Source organism: Streptomyces sp. NPDC111628 (assembly GCF_055635195.1).
Window position 1 is genome coordinate 521,574 of record NZ_JBVKBZ010000006.1, and the last position, 16,219, is coordinate 537,792.

Consider the following 16,219-nt stretch of genomic DNA (forward strand, 5'->3'; position numbering starts at 1 on the left):
GTCCCCGTTCGTACGGCCGGCGCCCGCCCCGGCGTCGGCCGTACTCCGCGTCTCGCGCGGGTGACCGCGTACCCCCGGCCCGGACCCCGACCCTGAACCCCCAGCCCCGACTACCGCCCGTCCCAGGAAGGAGGCACCCGTGGCCGGAGAGATTCCTCAGGCCCAGCCACCACCCGCCGTTCCCGAGCCCGATCCCGACCGCGGACGGTACCCGTATCTCCTGCTGTGGCGGTGGCGGCGCAACCCGCTGCGGCGGCCGAGCGACCGGCTGCGGGCGTGGGTCTCGCTCGGGCTCGTGCTCGCCGTGCTGGTGGCGGCCCCGGCCGCGATGTTCGGGGTCGGCGACAGCGCGTACCGGCACTACCGGAGCAGCGCCGAGCACGAGGCGCGGACCCGGGACCACCGCCCCGCGGTCCTGACCCACGACGCCCCGCGCCATCCCGAGCCGGGGTCGGACGAGGCGAAGAAGACCCGCTACCCGGTCCCGGTCCGCTTCACCGGCCCCGACGGGGCGAGCAGGACCGGGAAGACCGAGGTCGAACCCGGTCTGCCGGCCGACAGCACCGTCCTGGTCTGGGTCGACGACGAGGGCCGGATCACCGAGCCGCCGCTGACCGCGGAGCAGATCCGCAGCCGCACCATGGGCTGGGCGATCCTCGCCTTCCTGGGCGTCGTCGTCACCGGCCTCGCGGTGCATGCCGCCACCGGTCTCGTGCTGCACCGGCGCAACCTCGCCCGGTGGGACGCGGCCTGGGCCAACACGGCCCCGCGCTGGAGCAGACACCCGTGACGTCCGTCCGGGCGCGGCCCCCTCACGCCGTCGCCGCGCCCGCCGCCGGCGGCGCCAACTGCCGCGCCAGCCACGTCGGTACGCCGCCCAGCAGCCGGAACAGCCGCCGCGCCTCGTCCCGCAGCCGGGACGCCTCCGGCTCCGACTCGGCGTCCGCGAGCGAGGCCAGCGCCGGAGCCGTGCCGACGAGGTACCCCAGCTCCTCGCGGATCCGCAGCGACTCCGCGAAACCGTGCCGCGCCTCGGCCAGCTCCCCCTCCCGCAGGGCGAGGCCCGCCAGATGCCGCCAGGTGAAGGACTGGAGCAGCGGGTCGGCGTGCGCGGTGGCACCGGCGTGGGCCCGCCGGTACGCCGCGCGGGCGGCCTGCGGCGAGCGGGTCAGGTTCTCCGCGAGCAGCCCGCGCCGGAAGTCCAGCAGCGCCCGCCCCCCGGCCCCCGGCGCGATCAGCGCCGCCGCCCGCCCGAGCGCGGCCCGCGCCTCGTCGGCCCGGTCGCGCACCCCGTGCACCGTGGCGGCGTAGGCGAGCTGCCCCCGTTCGCAGGCGGCGGCCCCGCGCTCGTCGTCGGTGTGCGCCAGGGCCTCCGCGGTGCGCAGCGCGTCCTCGGCCTCGGCCCAGCCCTGCTCGGTGTACAGGCACCGCTCCACCAGCAGCGCGGTCCGCTGCAAGGCGGTGTCCGCGGCGACCGGCTCCAGCAGGGCGGCCGCGTCGGCCCAGCAGCCGCGCGAGCGCAACCGCCACACCGCGGTCTGGAGCGGATCGTCACCTTCGGTCGTTCCCCAACCAGAACCAGCCATGGCGGAATGCGCCACGTCGCCCTCCCCTTAGCACGCCATCGAGCTCTCGAGTGGTGGCCGCATCTCAGCACGGATCCGGCGGCCCGGCCAAGGGGATGGGTGAAAGTTTTCACAAAGTCGTGGACTTCGGGCCGCCGAGGTTTGCGAGCGCGCCGGGCACTTCGGCCCCTTCCGCGCGCCCCGCGGCCCCGACACCCCCTAGCTCATCCGCAGCGCCAGGAAGAAGTCCAGCTTGTCCTCCAGGCGCGACAGGTCACGCCCCGTCAACTGCTCGATCCGCCCGACGCGGTAGCGCAGCGTGTTGACGTGCAGGTGCAGCCGGTTCGCGCAGCGCGTCCAGGATCCGTCGCTGTCGAGGAACGCCTCCAGCGTCGGGATCAGCTCGGCGCGGTGGCGGCGGTCGTAGTCGCGCAGCGGGTCCAGCAGCCGGGCGGTGAAGGCCCGCCGCACGTCGTCGGGGACGAAGGGGAGCAGCAGCACGTGCGAGGCCAGCTCCTGGTGGCCGGCCGCGCAGACCCGGCCGGGACGGGCCGCGGCCACCCGGCGCGCGTGCCGGGCCTCCTCCAGCGCACCGCGCAGCCCCTCCGCAGAGTGCACGGCCGCGCTGACGCCGAGCGTGACCCGCCCGTCGCCGTCCAGGCCCGCCGCCAGCGGCTCCCGTACGGATGCGAGCAGCGCTTCCGCGAGGACCCCGGCCTCGGAGCCGTCGTGCTCGCTGGAGACCGCCGGCAGCGGTACCAGGGCGACCGCCTCCTCACCGGTGTGCGCCACGGCGATACGGTCCGACTGCTCGGGCCCGGTGGCGTGCGGGTCGACGAGGATCTCCTCCAGCAGGGTCTGCGCGACCCGGCCGGTCTGCTCGTCGCCGTCCTCCCACTCCACCCGGGCCACCACGACCTGCCAGTGCGGCGCGGCGCCGAGGCCCGGCAGCAGCACCGGCGCCGCCACCCGGAGCCGGGCCGCGATCTCGGCCGGCGCGGCGCCCGTCTGCACCAGCTCCAGGACCTCCTGGGCCAGCCGCCGCCGCACCGTGCGCGCCGCGTCCCGCCGGTCCCGCTCGACCGCGATCAGCTGGGTGACGCCGTACAGCAGGTCGAGGCGCTCCTCGGCCCAGTCCCCGGCGTCCGCCTCCACCACCAGCAGCCAGTCGGACAGCACCGTCTCGCGCACGTCACGCCCCGCTCCGGCGCCCTGCGGGGAACGCGCCCCCGGCGGTGTCACCGGGGGCTGTCCCCGGCCGCGTACCGGGAAGAGGCTGTACGTCGTGGAGCCCACGGTCACCCGGTGCGGCGCGCGCCGGCCCGTGCGGGTGGCCGCGAGGTGCTCGGCCGCCAGCTCGGCGCACACCTCTGCGGAGAGCGCGGGCTCCGCGTCCTTCGGCCCGGCGACCTGCCGCCCGGTGGGGGAGAGCACCCACGCCCGCAGGTCGAGGTCGGAGCCGAGCAGGTCAAGGACCACGTCGGGGCCGCCGCCCGCCGGACCCGAGGTCATCATCCGGCGGTGCCGGTCCACCACGGCCGCGAGGTCCCCGGCCCGCTCGCCGGACACCTGGCGCACGACGTGCTCGGTGATCGTCGCGAAGGCCACTGACTCGTGCACCGCGAACAGCGGCAGCCGGTGCCGCGCGCACGCCACCACCAGATCCTCCGGCACGTCCCCCAGCTCCGCCTCACCGGCGGCCAGCGCGGCCACCTGGGCCTGCACCAGGAGGCGGACGAACGGCTCGGAGTCCGCGGCGCCACGGCGCCAGGCCAGACCGGTGAGCACCAGTTCGCCGCCCGAGAGGTAGCGGCTGGGGTCGCGCAGGTCGGTGGTCATCACGCCCCGGACCGTGCGGTCCAGCTCGTCCTCGCCGCCGAGCAGCTTGAGGCCCAGCGCGTCGGTGTCCAGCAGTGCGCGCAGCCGCATTCTCGTCGCCGCCGTTCTTTGTCTCGAAGTGTTCCAGGTCACGCGGCTGTGTCGCCCGATTCCAGAGGAGAACAGGGAGGCAAGTGAGCACCTCCGTTCATACGAATCTACAAGATGCCCGCCCTGGCCAGCCAACTCCTTCATGGTTTCTGCGACTGACCCTGGTGGAGTACCCGACGGTGTACTGAGGCCATTCCACGTGAACAGCACATGAACGAGCCGGGCCTCCCGTACCCGCAGGTGGCTCAATCCGTACGCCCCCCGATCGTCCCCGTACCCACGATCAGACGAGGAAGAGAGCCGGTCATGGACTTCCTTCGCCCCGCCAGCTGGGAGGAGGCGCTCGCCGCGAAGGCCGAGCACCCCACTGCTGTGCCGATCGCGGGCGGTACCGACGTGATGGTCGAGATCAACTTCGATCACCGCAGGCCCGAGTACCTCATGGACCTGAACCGCGTCGCCGACCTGACCGAGTGGGAGGTCGGCGAGACCTCCGTACGGCTCGGTGCCTCCGTGCCGTACACCCGGATCATGGAGAACCTGCGCACCGAGCTGCCGGGTCTCGCCCTCGCCTCGCACACGGTCGCCTCCCCGCAGATCCGCAACCGCGGCGGCGTGGGCGGGAACCTCGGCACCGCGTCCCCGGCCGGCGACGCCCACCCGGCGCTGCTCGCCGCCGGTGCCGAGGTCGAGGCCGAGTCGGTGCGCGGGACGCGCCGCATCCCGATCGACGCGTTCTACACCGGCGTGAAGCGCAACGCGCTGGAGCCCGACGAACTGATCCGCGCCGTGCACATCAGGAAGGCCGACGGACCGCAGCAGTTCTCCAAGGTCGGCACCCGCAACGCCATGGTCATCGCCGTGTGCGCCTTCGGCCTCGCCCTGCATCCCGCCACCCGCACCGTCCGCACCGGCATCGGCTCGGCGGCGCCCACCCCGCTCCGGGCCACGGTCGCCGAGGAGTTCCTGAACGCGGCGCTGGAGGAGGGCGGCTTCTGGGAGAACGGGAAGATCGTCACCCCGTCGGCCGTCAAACGGTTCGCGGACCTGTGCGCCGCCGCCTGCAACCCCATCGACGACGTCCGGGGCACTGCGGACTACCGCCGCCACGCGGTCGGCGTCATGGCCCGCCGGACGCTCACCTGGACCTGGGAGTCGTACCGCGGCGCCCGCCGCACCACGGAAGGAGCCGCGTGATGCGCGTCAACCTCACCGTCAACGGACGTCCGCAGGAGGCCGACGACGTGTGGGAGGGCGAGTCCCTGCTGTACGTGCTGCGCGAGCGGATGGGCCTGCCCGGTTCCAAGAACGCCTGCGAGCAGGGCGAGTGCGGCTCCTGCACGGTCCGCCTGGACGGCGTGCCGGTGTGCTCCTGCCTGGTCGCGGCCGGCCAGGCCGAGGGCCGCGAGGTCGTCACGGTGGAGGGCCTGGCTCAGTTCGCCCGGCAACGCGCCGAGGGCGGCGCCGCCACCGGTGCCCCCGGCGGGGAGAGCGCCTCGCTGGACGCGGCCCGACGGTGGCAGGCCGGCGGGACCGACTCGCAGACCGGTGAGAACATCGAACTGGCCCCGGTCCAACAGGCGTTCATCGACGCCGGTGCCGTCCAGTGCGGCTTCTGCACGCCCGGACTGCTGGTCGCCGCCGACGAGATGCTGGAGCGCCACCCGGACCCGAGCGACGAGGACATCCGCGAGGCGCTGTCCGGCAACCTGTGCCGCTGCACCGGCTACGAGAAGATCATGGACGCGGTCCGCCTGGCCGCCGCCCGCCGGTCCGAGGAGGTCTGAGCATGACCGCCAACGGCGCACCCACCGGCCTCACCCAGGGCTCCAGGACCAGGGGCGGCATCGGCGAGTCCACGCTCCGCCCGGACGGCGTCCTCAAGGTCACCGGCGAGTTCGCGTACGCGTCCGACATGTGGCACGAGGACATGCTCTGGGGCCAGATCCTGCGCTCCACCGTCGCACACGCCGAGATCGTCTCCATCGACACCGGCGAGGCGCTCGCCATGCCCGGCGTGTACGCCGTCATGACCTACGACGATCTGCCCACGGACGTGCGCCACTACGGACTGGAGATCCAGGACACCCCGGTCCTCGCCCACGGCAAGGTCCGCCACCACGGCGAGCCGGTCGCGATCGTCGCCGCCGACCACCCGGAGACCGCGCGCCGCGCCGCCGCGAAGATCAAGGTGGAGTACCGGGAGCTGCCCGTCGTCACCGACGAGGCCTCCGCGACCGCCCCCGACGCGATCCTCGTCCACGAGCACCGCGACGACCACCACAGTGGTCACGTCCCGCATCCCAACATCGTGCACCGCCAGCCGATCGTGCGCGGCGACGCCGACGCGGCCGCCGGGCGCGCCGACGTGATCGTCGAGGGCGACTACTACTTCGGCATGCAGGACCAGGCCTTCCTCGGCCCCGAGTCGGGTCTCGCCGTGCCCGGCGAGGACGGCGGCGTCGACCTCTACATCGCCACCCAGTGGCTCCACTCCGACCTGCGCCAGATCGCCCCCGTGCTCGGCCTGCCCGAGGACAAGGTGCGGATGACGCTGTCCGGCGTGGGCGGCGCGTTCGGCGGACGCGAGGACCTGTCGATGCAGATCCACGCCTGCCTGCTCGCGCTGCGCACCGGCAAACCCGTCAAGATCGTCTACAACCGCTTCGAGTCCTTCTTCGGCCATGTCCACCGCCACCCGGCCCGGCTCCACTACGAGCACGGCGCCACCCGCGACGGCCGGCTCACCCACGTGAAGTGCCGCATCGTCCTGGACGGCGGCGCCTACGCCTCCGCCTCCCCGGCGGTCGTCGGCAACGCCGCCTCGCTGTCGGTCGGTCCGTACGTGTGCGAGGACGTGGACATCGAGGCCCTCGCCCTCTACTCCAACAACCCGCCCTGCGGCGCCATGCGCGGCTTCGGTGCGGTCCAGGCGTGCTTCGCCTACGAGGCGCAGATGGACAAGGTGGCGGGGGAACTCGGCCTGGACCCCGTGGAGTTCCGCCGGATCAACGCCATGGGGCAGGGCACGCTCATGCCCACCGGACAGCCCGTCGACTCCCCGGCGCCGGTCGCCGAACTCCTGCGCCGCGTCAAGGCGATGCCGATGCCGCCGGAGCGCCAGTGGGAGTCCAGCGAGGGCGCCGACGTACGGCAGCTGCCCGGCGGTCTGTCCAACACCACGCACGGCGAGGGCGTCGTACGGGGCGTCGGCTACGCGGTCGGCATCAAGAACGTCGGCTTCTCCGAGGGCTTCGACGACTACTCCACGGCCCGGGTCCGCCTGGAGGCCGCGGGCGGCCACCCCGTCGTCACCGTGCACACGGCGATGGCCGAGGTCGGCCAGGGCGGCGTCACCGTCCACGCGCAGATCGCCCGCACCGAGCTGGGCGTCACCCAGGTCACCATCCGGCCCGCCGACACGCAGGTGGGCTCGGCCGGTTCGACGTCGGCATCCCGGCAGACGTACGTCACCGGCGGCGCCGTGAAGCACGCCTGCGAGCTGGTGCGGGAACGGGTCCTGGAGCTCGGGCGCCGCAGGTTCGCCTCCCACCACCCCGCCTGGGCCACCGCCGAACTCCTCCTGGAGGGCGGCAAGGTCGTCACCGACGGCGGCGAGGTCCTCGCCGACCTCGTGGACGTCCTGGAGGACGAGGTGGTCGAGGTCGAGGAGGAATGGCGGCACCGGCCGACCGAACCCTTCGACCTGCGCACCGGACAGGGCAACGGGCACGTCCAGTACTCCTTCGCCGCGCACCGCGCCGTCGTCGAGGTCGACACCGAACTGGGCCTGGTCAAGGTGATCGAGCTGGCCTGCGCCCAGGACGTCGGCAAGGCGCTGAACCCCCTCTCCGTGGTCGGCCAGATCCAGGGCGGCACCGTCCAGGGCCTGGGCATCGCGGTGATGGAGGAGATCGTCGTCGACCCCGTGACCGCGAAGGTGAGGAACCCGTCCTTCACGGACTATCTCCTTCCCACGATTCTCGACACGCCGGCCCTACCGGTCGACGTGCTCGAACTCGCCGACGACCACGCGCCCTACGGGCTGCGCGGAGTCGGCGAGGCACCCACCCTGTCGTCCACCCCTGCGGTCCTCGCGGCCATCAGGAACGCGACCGGGCTGGCGCTCGACCGCACGCCCGTACGACCGGAACACCTCACCGGCACGGCGGGCTCGGATCGACACCCCCAGGACCCTCCGGGCGGCGCACGGAACGTCACACCCTCCGCGCCGCCCGGAGCACCGACCAAGTCCCGCTCCGCTCGCGGTACTTGAAGCACCACCAGTACGACCAGCACCGCCAGTACGACCAGCACCGCCAGTACCAACCAGTACCACCACACATGCGTTCGTCTCGGGCCGTCCCCCGGGTCGTGCATATCCCAAATCCCGTGGCCGCCCCAGCGGCCGGACGGGTGCACCTATGAACCTTGGGAGACGGCCCCATGACCCAGCAGTCAGTGGAGCCCGAGATCACCGCCGAAGACGCGGGCGCGGGTTCCCGCGTCCCCGGCGGACGGTCTTGGCTCGACCGGTACTTTCACATATCCCACCGGGGATCCACGGTCGCGCGCGAGGTGCGCGGCGGCATCACCACCTTCATGGCGATGGCGTACATCGTCCTGCTCAACCCCGTGATCCTGTCCGGCAAGGACGCGGCCGGCGACACCCTCGGCCAGAAGGCCCTGATCACCGCGACGGCGTTCGCCGCGGCGCTCACCACGCTCCTGATGGGCTTCGTCGGCAAGGTGCCGCTCGCCCTGGCCGCCGGGCTCTCGGTGTCCGGCGTGATCGCCGGGCAGGTGGTCCCCCAGATGACCTGGCCGCAGGCCATGGGCATGTGTGTGATGTACGGCGTGGTGATCATGCTGCTCGTGGTCACCGGGCTCCGCGAGATGATCATGAACGCGATCCCGCTCGCCCTCAAGCACGGCATCACCATGGGCATCGGCCTGTTCATCGCCATCATCGGCCTGGTCAAGGGCGGATTCGTGCACGCGGGCGAGGCGACCCCGCTCACCCTCGGCCCGGCCGGTGAACTCGCCGGCTGGCCGGTCCTGCTCTTCGCGGGCACCCTGCTGCTGATCTTCATGCTCCAGGCCCGCAACATGCCCGGCGCCATCCTGATCGGCATCGTCACCGGCACGATCGTCGCCGCGATCCTGAACGCCACCGGGGTCATCGACCCCAAGCAGTGGGCCAACGGCGCCCCCGAGCTGCACGGCAGCGCGGTCTCCATGCCGGACTTCTCGCTCTTCGGCGACCTGGAGTTCGGCGGCTGGGGCGAGGTCGGCGCGATGACGGTCGGCATGATCGTCTTCACGCTGGTGCTCGCCGGGTTCTTCGACGCGATGGCCACCATCATCGGCGTCGGCACCGAGGCCAAGCTCGCCGACGACAAGGGCCGCATGCCGGGTCTGTCGAAGGCGCTGTTCATCGACGGCGCCGGCGGTGCCATCGGCGGCGTGGCGGGCGGCTCCGGCCAGACCGTCTTCGTCGAGTCCGCGACCGGCGTCGGCGAGGGCGCCCGCACCGGGCTCGCCTCGGTCGTCACCGGTCTGTTCTTCGCGGCCTGCCTCTTCTTCACCCCGATCACCGCGATCGTCCCGCAGGAGGTCGCCTCCGCCGCGCTGGTCGTCATCGGGGCGATGATGATGATGAACGCCCGGCACGTGGACTGGGCCGACCGGGCCACCGCGATCCCGGTCTTCCTGACCGTCGTCCTGATGCCGTTCACGTACTCCATCACGGCCGGTGTCGCCGCCGGCGTCATCTCCTACGTCGCCATCAAGGTCGCGCAGGGCAAGGCGCGGGAGATCGGCGCGTTCATGTGGGCCCTGACGGTGATCTTCGTCGTCTACTTCGCTCTCAACCCGATCGAGAGCTGGCTGGGCGTGCACTGACCGCCACGACGGGAACCCTTCACGTACCCGTTGTCCACGGAGGCCGGAAGGATCAAGGAGGACCGACAGATGCTGGACATCGCCGACGAGCTGCACCGGTGGGTCGAGCAGGGACGCGACTTCGCCGTGGCCACCGTGGTGGGCGTCGGCGGCAGCGCCCCCCGGCCGACCGGCGCCGCCCTCGCGGTGGACGCCGAGGGCACGGCGGTCGGCTCGGTCTCCGGAGGATGCGTGGAGGGAGCCGTGTACGAGCTGTGCCGGCAGGCTCTCCAGGACGGCGAAACCGTCCTGGAGCGCTTCGGCTACAGCGACGAGGACGCCTTCGCCGTGGGCCTGACCTGCGGCGGAGTCATCGATGTCCTCGTCACCCCGGTACGGACGGGCGACCCCGTCCGTCCGGCCCTGGCCGCGGCCCTCGCCGCCGCCGCACGCGGGGAGACAGCGGCCGTGGCACGCATCGTGAGCGGCCCGGCGGCACTGCTGGGCCGCGCGCTCGTCGTCCGCGCGGACGGCTCCCGCACCGGCGGATTCGGTGGCCACCCCGAGCTGGACCGCACGGCGGCCGCCGAGGCGGGCGCCTTCCTGGACGCCGGGCGCACCGGCACGCTGGAGCTCGGTGAGCAGGGCTCACGCTGCGGAGCACCGCTGACGCTGCTGGTCGAGTCCTCGGTCCCGGCCCCCCGCATGATCGTCTTCGGCGCGATCGACTTCGCCTCGGCGCTGGTCCGGGTCGGCGGGTTCCTCGGCTACCACGTGACGGTGTGCGACGCCCGCCCCGTCTTCGCCACCCGGGCCCGCTTCCCGGAGGCGGACGAGATCGTCGCCGAGTGGCCCCACGAGTACCTCGCCCGCACCGCCGTGGACGCCCGTACGGTGCTGTGCGTCCTGACCCACGACGCCAAGTTCGACATCCCGCTGCTCCGGCTGGCGCTGCGCCTCCCGGTGGCGTACGTCGGCGCGATGGGCTCCCGCCGCACCCACCTGGACCGCGAGGCCCGCCTGCGCGAGGCCGGGGTGAGCGACCTGGAGCTGGCCCGCCTCAGGTCGCCGATCGGCCTCGACCTCGGCGCCCGCACCCCCGAGGAGACGGCCCTGTCCATCGCCGCCGAGATCGTCGCCACCCGACACGGCGGCACCGGCACCTCCCTGACCGGCGCCCACACCCCCATCCATCACGACGGCCCGGCGGCCCCGACGGGGCGCATCGGGTGGGTGGCGTAGCGAGGCGGGGCCCCATGCCCTCCCCCCGACCGCCACTGGGCTGCTCAGCCGGTATCAGCTACCACCTGCCTGGTGGAAATCCATCGTGCCGAAGGTCGTGATGTCCATCACGTAGCTCCACAGTGCGTACTGCCGCTCGTCGGCACTGCGATAGGTCTTGCCGAAACCGTTGTCGACGATCTCGGTCCAGCCCTCGCCCTGGCCGTAGTGGGCGAACAGCCGCTCGTTGCGCCGCGAGGCCTCTGCCTCGGACTCCGCCGGGGTCTGGTAGATCACCTCATGCAGCCGACCGCGCCACAGGGTGAGAACCAGCCGGCCGCCGTCGACCAGGTATGTGTCCTTCACCGCGTCGGGAGCGTTCTCGTGGGGGCCCGACGACTCGAGTTCGCCGGGGATCCGCACGTCGTCGGCTGCGCACAGCAACTCCAGCAACGGCAGGTCATCGGTGAGGCAGCCCATGGAGGGGCACCCTATGCCCTGCCCGGGCGACCGCGCGCAGGCGGCTGTCCGGCGGCCAGACGATCACCGTGGTCACGGGAGGGGCGTCCGGGGCCGGTACGGCGGCGTGCTCTGGTGACCCCGGCCCCCGTTCGCCGAGGAACTGAAGGGAAAGACCCATTCGGAGGACAACCAATCCCCCCTGTCCGTAGTCGGACCAGACAGGAGCAAACAACTCCAACGACCGCAAGGGGGAAATATGCGCATCACGCGTTCCGTTCTGTCCGTCACCGCCGTGGCGACCCTGGCCCTCGGTACCGCGACGGCGCTCGCCGCACCCGCGTCCGCCGCTCCCAACACCACACCCGAGAAGGTCTGCGGCAGCGGCTACAAGACCGTCAACTCGGCCGCCGTCGGCTCGCGCGGCACCGTCTACCTCACCTACAACGCCGCCAACGGCAAGAACTGCGTCGCGACCATCCGCAGCACCCCCGGCACCGCGACGGACATGTCCGCGTGGATCTACGTGCCCGACACCGAGGCGTACGACGAGGACTACGGGACGTACACCTCGTACGCCGGCCCCACCTACGTCTACGGCAAGGCCCACTGCGTGGACTGGGGCGGCAGCATCGGCAACGTCAGCGTCCAGATCAGCGGCTCCAACTGCGCCGCCCGCACCGAGCACAGGGTCACCACCGTCCGGTGATCCACCGCTCATGACGGTCGCCGTCCGGCGGTGACCCGCCACGGCGGCCTGCCACGTCCACGGACGCGGCAGGCCGCCCGTCGCCGTCGCCCACCCCTTGTCGCGTCACACGACCCGTCGGACAGGACCTAGTCGAGTGGCCAATACGTCAGTTTCGTCGGATTCAGCATCAGCCACACGTTCGTGACGGTCTCGTCGCTGACCTCAAAGGTGAGCATTCCGTACCGACGTCCTTCGTTTCGGAGGATGAATCCGAGGCCGTCAGCCGTGTCGCGTCGCTCGAGACGGAGGGCGGGCTGCTTGCGCATCACGCCCATGAACCACCGGGCCACGTGATCCGACCCACGGATGACCTGGGGCGCGGCATTGACGAAGCCGCCGCCGTCCACCCGTAGTTCGACGTCCGGAGCCAACACGCGGAGCAGGTCCTCGATGTCCCCTCCGGCGGTCGCGTCACGGAATGCCCGGACCGTCTCGTCGTGCTGGCCGGGAGAAACCCGTGCGCGTCTTCCGCGTCGAACGTGGCGGCGTGCGGACGTCGCCAACTGCCGTGCCGCCGCCGACGAACGACCTACAACACCGGCGATCTCGTCGAACGGGACGCCGAACACGTCGTGCAGCACGAACGTCACTCGCTCCGCCGGAGTCATGGCCTCGAGGACCGTCAGCAGTGCCATGCTGACGGCATCGTCAAGGGTGACGCGTTCGAGCGGATCGGTAGCGAGCCGACCGGAGTTCAGGGGCACCTTCGCCGTGTCCGCGAAGAGGTCGGCGGGAACGGGCTCCGGCAGCCATTGCCCGACGTACGTCTCGCGTCGTGCCCGCGCGGAACCCAGCAGGTCGAGGGAGATGCGACCGGCGACTCGAACCAGCCATGCGGCGGGCACGGCAATGCCGTCGCGTTCCTCGGGTGCGAGGCGGTACCACCTGACATACGTCTCCTGCACGACGTCCTCGGCGTCGGCCAGGGTGCCCGTCATGCGAAAGGCCAGCGACAGCAGACGATGCCGCTCCGACATGACCGAATCGAGAGCCCTTGATTCAGCCCGTTCGGCACCTGTGAATTCCCCAGATTCCCCAGATTCCCCAGATTCCCTGGATTCCCCGGACTCCGCAGGAAGATCTTCCGACATGGGGCACCCTTTCCCATGAGGGCGCGGCACGCCCAATCCGTTGCCTGTCACTATCGCATTCAGGCGGTGGGGATTCCTGAAATCGGGTACCGCACGGTGCCTGTCCGGTAGGAGCCGCGCGGAACCATGGCGTCGACGGGCGCCTTTCCGTCCACCGTCACCACCTCACGACCGTCTCCGCGATGGGCCAGAGTGGCACGGAAGAGGTCGTCGTGGTAAAAGCGGTCGGGCCCGGCGATCTCGACCGCACTTCCCGGCTCCGGCGTCGTGACAGCCTCGGCGAGCAGTTCAATTACCTCGTCCAATGCGACGGGCTGGATGAACGACCTCGGAGCGAGAACTCTGCCGTCCACGGTGTGCTGGTCGACGAGGGCAGGAATGTAGCTCTGGAACTGGGTGGCCCGAATGATCGTGGCGGGGATCGAAGCGGATCGCACGGCCCTTTCCTGCGCCACCTTGCCGAGGTAGTACCCGACCTCGGATGCGTCCCCTTCCCCGACGCCGACGATGGAGAGCACGATGTGATGACGCACACCTGCCCGCTTTCCCTCCGCGGTCAGATGGTCGATCGCTCCCTCGAAGAACGAGATGGCCCCCTCCGCGTCGAAGCGGGGGGTGTTGAGGACGTTCACGATGGTGTCGACCCCGACGAGCGCCTCGGCGAGACCCTTGCCCGAGATGACGTCGACCCCGTCCTCAAGCCCTCCCGCGACCACCTCGATGCCCTTGGCCTCCAGGCTGTCGGCAAGGGGGGAGCCCACACGACCACGCCCACCTGCGATGAGAACCTTCATTTCCGCACTCCGTTCCGGGGCACCGGTCGCTGCCCTCAGGAACATGACGACGCAGGCCGCAAGAATGTGAGGCCGCGGAGCACAGGATCGTCGCCGCCAAGCCCGTGCGGCGGCGTCCGTCCGGGCCGGGGCTCCGTCGCGGCGGGGGCTTCCTCCCGTCGGGCGGCTCAGTCGCGGCCGGGGGTCCTCCTGGGCAGGGACACGTCCGCGACCACCGGGCGGTGGTCGGAGGCCGTGGGCTCCTCCGGTACCGCGGTGTTCCGGACCCGCACGCCCTCGCCCACGGTCACGTAGTCGATGCGCTTCACGGGGGCCTCGGCCGGATACGTCGCGGGGGTCCCCGCCCCCGCGTCGCGCAGCTCCTTCCACAGCGGTGTCAGCTCGGGTGCCGAGGGCTCGGCGTTGAAGTCGCCCAGCAGGAACTGGCGCGCGCCCGGCAGCTCCGCCCGCTCCCGGGCCATGATCCGCCGGGTGTCGGCGACCTGGGCCCGGCGCACCGCCGGGTCCGCCCGGTAGTCGAGGTGGGTCACGAAGACCTGCACCGGAACCCCGCGCACCTTGAGCGTCACCTCGCCGAATCCGGGCGCGGGGGCCGGTACCGGGTTCTCGTCCTGCGTGGAAAGGCGCGTGATCTCGTGGTTCTCCGCGGAACGGACCGGGAAGCGGGACAGCACCGCCACGCCGTACTCGCGCCGGGGATCCCCCGCCGCCGCGGGGTCCAGGCTGTAGATCGGCGCGAAGGACACCCGCATGCCGAGCCGCCGGGCCAGCTCTCCGGCCACGTCGAGCCCCTGGCTGCGGGCTCCCCAGTGCACGTCGACCTCCTGGAGGCCGATCACGTCCGCGTCGAGGGCGCGCAGCGCGGCGGCCTGCCGGTCGAGGTCGAAGACGCCGTCCGAGCCCGCCCCGGCGTGGATGTTGTAGGTGGCGATGCGCAGCGGGACCGAGGGGCCCCGGTCGGCGGCGGAGGCGGGCTGGGCGGTCACGGCCAGGGTCAACAATGCACCCGCGAGGGACAGTTGGGTGAAGGTGCGCGCTCTGAGAGACATGCCGGAACGGTACGCGGGAAACGGCGTCCGCGAGGCGTGCGGCGCGATCCCGTCCGCGGCCCGACTCCGGCCCGCAACCTCCGGTTCACGGGTGCCGCAGCAGGTGGTCGAGGGTGCGGCCGAAGACGTGGCGCCCCGAGCGGGCGAGGAGGCCGTCGAGGAAGGACGGGAGGAGCCGGACGTCCAGTTCCTCGCGCCACACGACGCGCGTCCGGCCGCCGGGCCCGGCCCCGACCTCGATCTCCGCCCAGCCCCTGACCACCCGGCCGCGCTTGTCCAGCCGGCACCGGCCGGGTGCGTCCCGGCGCGGAGGCTGCCAGACCGTCACCTCCATCGGGTCGGCGAAGGCGAGCGGTCCGGCCCCGGTGCGGGCCACGACCACCGTGCCCCGGCGGGTGGGTCCGGGCGGAGCGGCGGTGACCCGGGTCAGCGGCACGGTGTCGCCGTGCCGCTCCCACCGGGTGAGCCGGCGCCAAGCCTCGTCCGGGGTGAGCGCAACGGTGCGTTCGAGCGAGAAGACGGCCACCGGACGATCCTAGGGAAGACGTGGGAGCACCGAGGGAAACGCGACCACCGGTGGCGGTCTCGCCTACCGGTAGACCTTGCCCGGCTCGGCCTTTCCGGGGGCCAGCAGCTGGGGGACCGTCACGAAGACGTAGCCCCGCTTCTTGAGCGCGTCGATGATCCCGGGCACGGCGGGCACGGTGCCGTCGTAGATGTCGTGCAGCAGGATGATGCCGTCCCGCGACGACTGGTCCAGGACCCGCTCGGTGATCAGGTCGGAGTCGTTGGTCTTGTAGTCCTTGGCGGTCACGGTCCACAGCACCTCCGCGAGACCCAGCTCGCGGGAGATGTCGTGCACCGTGTCGTCCGTGCGGCCCTGCGGCGGGCGCATCAGGGTCGGCCGCTTGCCCGTCAGGCGCTCTATCTCCTTGTTCGGGCGCTCCAGCTCCTCGCGTATCTCGTCCGGCTCGGCGTCCGTGAGGATCTTGTGCGTCCAGGTGTGGCTCGCCACCTCGTGGCCCTCGTCGGCCATGCGCCTGACAAGCTCGGGATACGTGTCGATGTGCCGTTTGCCGAGCAGGAAGAAGGTCGCCGGGACCTGCTTCTCCTTGAGTATGTCGAGCAGCCGCGCGGAGTTCTCGCTCGGTCCGGCGTCGAAGGTCAGTGCGATGCACTTGGTGTGCGCGCAGTCCACGGTGCCGAGCCCGCCCGCGCGGGCCTGGGTGCCGTCCGTGCGGGCCCGGGCGTCGTCCGTGGGGGCCGCCTGGGTGTCGGCGGCGTTGCGGACGGAGCTGGGGGAGTGCGTCTCCAGCTTCGTGCAGCCGCTCAGCGCGAGGGTCAGCGAGGCTGCGGCCGCGAAGGTCGCGAGCAGACGCAACCTGGTCCCCGTTTTCGTCATCTTCCTGGTCAGCGAAGGCATGCGAGGACTATACGCTGCGTGTATATACGCGGTTTATAGTACCCCCTTCCACTC

15 protein-coding genes are annotated in these 16,219 nt (G+C 71.9%); 7 read left to right on the top strand and 8 right to left on the bottom strand.

The genetic code is table 11. From position 1 onward, the window contains the following. Positions 1 to 139 precede the first annotated feature (139 nt). Positions 140 to 790 (top strand): Rv1733c family protein, encoded by a 651-nt coding sequence (locus ACZ7MF_RS31760; protein WP_471481707.1) that lies wholly within the window; start codon positions 140 to 142, stop codon positions 788 to 790. Between the two features lie 22 nt (positions 791 to 812). Here the strand turns inward: ACZ7MF_RS31760 and ACZ7MF_RS31765 are convergent, their stop codons facing one another. Together ACZ7MF_RS31765 and ACZ7MF_RS31770 are read right to left on the bottom strand one after the other, a co-directional pair. Next, positions 813 to 1,601, bottom strand: coding sequence for a hypothetical protein (locus tag ACZ7MF_RS31765; protein WP_471481708.1), 789 nt, complete (start codon positions 1,599 to 1,601; stop codon positions 813 to 815). Between the two features lie 183 nt (positions 1,602 to 1,784). Next, entirely contained in the window at positions 1,785 to 3,494 is a 1,710-nt protein-coding gene (locus ACZ7MF_RS31770) for a PucR family transcriptional regulator (protein ID WP_356859898.1), read from the bottom strand. Between the two features lie 306 nt (positions 3,495 to 3,800). On the opposite strand from ACZ7MF_RS31770, the gene ACZ7MF_RS31775 reads away from it, so the two are divergent. The 5 genes from ACZ7MF_RS31775 to ACZ7MF_RS31795 all read left to right on the top strand — a co-directional run bounded on the left by ACZ7MF_RS31775 (position 3,801) and on the right by ACZ7MF_RS31795 (position 10,619). Continuing rightward, entirely contained in the window at positions 3,801 to 4,691 is an 891-nt protein-coding gene (locus ACZ7MF_RS31775; RefSeq protein WP_471481709.1) for an FAD binding domain-containing protein, read from the top strand. After that, positions 4,691 to 5,281 carry a (2Fe-2S)-binding protein gene (locus tag ACZ7MF_RS31780; protein ID WP_471481710.1) on the top strand — a complete coding sequence of 197 codons (591 nt, stop codon included), beginning with the start codon at positions 4,691 to 4,693 and terminating at the stop codon, positions 5,279 to 5,281. Before ACZ7MF_RS31775 ends, ACZ7MF_RS31780 begins: the two co-directional genes overlap by 1 nt. 2 nt (positions 5,282 to 5,283) lie before the next feature. Continuing rightward, entirely contained in the window at positions 5,284 to 7,770 is a 2,487-nt protein-coding gene (locus ACZ7MF_RS31785; RefSeq protein ID WP_471481711.1) for a xanthine dehydrogenase family protein molybdopterin-binding subunit, read from the top strand. Positions 7,771 to 7,940: 170 nt separating this feature from the next. Further along, positions 7,941 to 9,398 carry an NCS2 family permease gene (locus ACZ7MF_RS31790; protein WP_159328115.1) on the top strand — a complete coding sequence of 486 codons (1,458 nt, stop codon included), beginning with the start codon at positions 7,941 to 7,943 and terminating at the stop codon, positions 9,396 to 9,398. Between the two features lie 69 nt (positions 9,399 to 9,467). Continuing rightward, positions 9,468 to 10,619, top strand: a complete 1,152-nt coding sequence (locus ACZ7MF_RS31795; RefSeq protein ID WP_471481712.1) for an XdhC family protein — start codon at positions 9,468 to 9,470, stop codon at positions 10,617 to 10,619. Positions 10,620 to 10,673: 54 nt separating this feature from the next. On the opposite strand, the gene ACZ7MF_RS31800 is transcribed toward ACZ7MF_RS31795, so the two are convergent. Continuing rightward, complete coding sequence (locus ACZ7MF_RS31800; protein WP_471481713.1) at positions 10,674 to 11,078, bottom strand: hypothetical protein; 405 nt, start codon at positions 11,076 to 11,078, stop codon at positions 10,674 to 10,676. Between the two features lie 238 nt (positions 11,079 to 11,316). Here ACZ7MF_RS31800 and ACZ7MF_RS31805 point away from each other — a divergent pair, with 238 nt between their 5' ends. Beyond that, entirely contained in the window at positions 11,317 to 11,766 is a 450-nt protein-coding gene (locus ACZ7MF_RS31805) for a spore-associated protein (RefSeq protein WP_471481714.1), read from the top strand. 128 nt (positions 11,767 to 11,894) lie between these two features. On the opposite strand, the gene sigJ is transcribed toward ACZ7MF_RS31805, so the two are convergent. The 5 genes from sigJ to ACZ7MF_RS31830 form a co-directional block, all read right to left on the bottom strand. Next, positions 11,895 to 12,899: an RNA polymerase sigma factor SigJ gene (gene sigJ / locus ACZ7MF_RS31810; RefSeq protein ID WP_471481715.1), complete on the bottom strand. Its 1,005-nt coding sequence runs from the start codon at positions 12,897 to 12,899 to the stop codon at positions 11,895 to 11,897. Positions 12,900 to 12,958: 59 nt separating this feature from the next. Further along, positions 12,959 to 13,693, bottom strand: coding sequence for an SDR family oxidoreductase (locus ACZ7MF_RS31815; protein ID WP_471481716.1), 735 nt, complete (start codon positions 13,691 to 13,693; stop codon positions 12,959 to 12,961). Between the two features lie 167 nt (positions 13,694 to 13,860). Then, positions 13,861 to 14,742 (bottom strand): endonuclease/exonuclease/phosphatase family protein, encoded by an 882-nt coding sequence (locus ACZ7MF_RS31820; RefSeq protein WP_471481717.1) that lies wholly within the window; start codon positions 14,740 to 14,742, stop codon positions 13,861 to 13,863. A gap of 85 nt (positions 14,743 to 14,827) precedes the next feature. Further along, positions 14,828 to 15,268 carry an SRPBCC family protein gene (locus tag ACZ7MF_RS31825; protein WP_471481718.1) on the bottom strand — a complete coding sequence of 147 codons (441 nt, stop codon included), beginning with the start codon at positions 15,266 to 15,268 and terminating at the stop codon, positions 14,828 to 14,830. Positions 15,269 to 15,331: 63 nt separating this feature from the next. Beyond that, positions 15,332 to 16,165 (bottom strand): polysaccharide deacetylase family protein, encoded by an 834-nt coding sequence (locus ACZ7MF_RS31830; RefSeq protein ID WP_471481719.1) that lies wholly within the window; start codon positions 16,163 to 16,165, stop codon positions 15,332 to 15,334. Positions 16,166 to 16,219: the final 54 nt, after the last annotated feature.

Bases quoted from the DNA above. Each gene is read 5' to 3' on its own strand.
- ACZ7MF_RS31770 (WP_356859898.1), bottom strand. From the start codon at position 3,494: ATGCGGCTGCGCGCACTGCTGGACACCGACGCGCTGGGCCTCAAGCTG.
- ACZ7MF_RS31775 (WP_471481709.1), top strand. From the start codon at position 3,801: ATGGACTTCCTTCGCCCCGCCAGCTGGGAGGAGGCGCTCGCCGCGAAG.
- ACZ7MF_RS31780 (WP_471481710.1), top strand. From the start codon at position 4,691: ATGCGCGTCAACCTCACCGTCAACGGACGTCCGCAGGAGGCCGACGAC.
- ACZ7MF_RS31785 (WP_471481711.1), top strand. From the start codon at position 5,284: ATGACCGCCAACGGCGCACCCACCGGCCTCACCCAGGGCTCCAGGACC.
- ACZ7MF_RS31790 (WP_159328115.1), top strand. From the start codon at position 7,941: ATGACCCAGCAGTCAGTGGAGCCCGAGATCACCGCCGAAGACGCGGGC.
- ACZ7MF_RS31795 (WP_471481712.1), top strand. From the start codon at position 9,468: ATGCTGGACATCGCCGACGAGCTGCACCGGTGGGTCGAGCAGGGACGC.
- ACZ7MF_RS31800 (WP_471481713.1), bottom strand. From the start codon at position 11,078: ATGGGCTGCCTCACCGATGACCTGCCGTTGCTGGAGTTGCTGTGCGCA.
- ACZ7MF_RS31805 (WP_471481714.1), top strand. From the start codon at position 11,317: ATGCGCATCACGCGTTCCGTTCTGTCCGTCACCGCCGTGGCGACCCTG.
- sigJ (WP_471481715.1), bottom strand. From the start codon at position 12,899: ATGTCGGAAGATCTTCCTGCGGAGTCCGGGGAATCCAGGGAATCTGGG.
- ACZ7MF_RS31815 (WP_471481716.1), bottom strand. From the start codon at position 13,693: ATGAAGGTTCTCATCGCAGGTGGGCGTGGTCGTGTGGGCTCCCCCCTT.
- ACZ7MF_RS31820 (WP_471481717.1), bottom strand. From the start codon at position 14,742: ATGTCTCTCAGAGCGCGCACCTTCACCCAACTGTCCCTCGCGGGTGCA.
- ACZ7MF_RS31830 (WP_471481719.1), bottom strand. From the start codon at position 16,165: ATGCCTTCGCTGACCAGGAAGATGACGAAAACGGGGACCAGGTTGCGT.